Raw genomic sequence first — 502 nt, 5'->3', positions numbered from 1 at the left:
GTACGAGAAAAGCAATAGGTAATCCAATCATCTCTGCTACTTTTAAATCATTTTGTGTTCTTTCATTAATCTCTTGATTAATTTCCGGATACCCTGTCGGTGTTACTTTTAATACTGCACTACTTTCTTTCTTGATTTCATCAGCGAATTGTAATGTCTTTTCCATTCGTTCTTTATTTGTTTTCCCGGAAAATAAAATCGTCGCATAACCGATATCATCTTGTAGCATCACTTTATTTTCTATCGGATGATGGAAAGACTCATACGTTTCTTTCTCTTGAATATGTTTTATAATTCCCTCTATACCTTTTTGAAACTCCTCATGTGAAGCATTCTTGTTCTTCTCAAAAATGAGTAAAAGTGTATCCTGAGACTGCTTAAAATCTTTATCTAAAATCTCTTTCGTCTTTTGATAATCTCCTTCTGTTTGGAAACCATCACCACCCAATACTCCTGGAAGTTTTGGAGCAAAAGTACCGAGCACTATCGCAAGTAATAGTAA

At 34.3% G+C, this 502-nt stretch carries 1 protein-coding gene; it reads right to left on the bottom strand.

Features of this window, described 5'->3' with window-relative positions; translation table 11 throughout:
- Positions 1-502 (bottom strand): MMPL family transporter (locus AC1DJR_RS33190; protein ID WP_477004592.1); only part of this gene is annotated, 502 nt, incomplete at both ends.

This window comes from Bacillus sp. 05T31, assembly GCF_056396725.1.
Note: the sequence above shows the minus strand (reverse complement) of the source record. Positions and strands in the feature narration are given on the sequence as shown.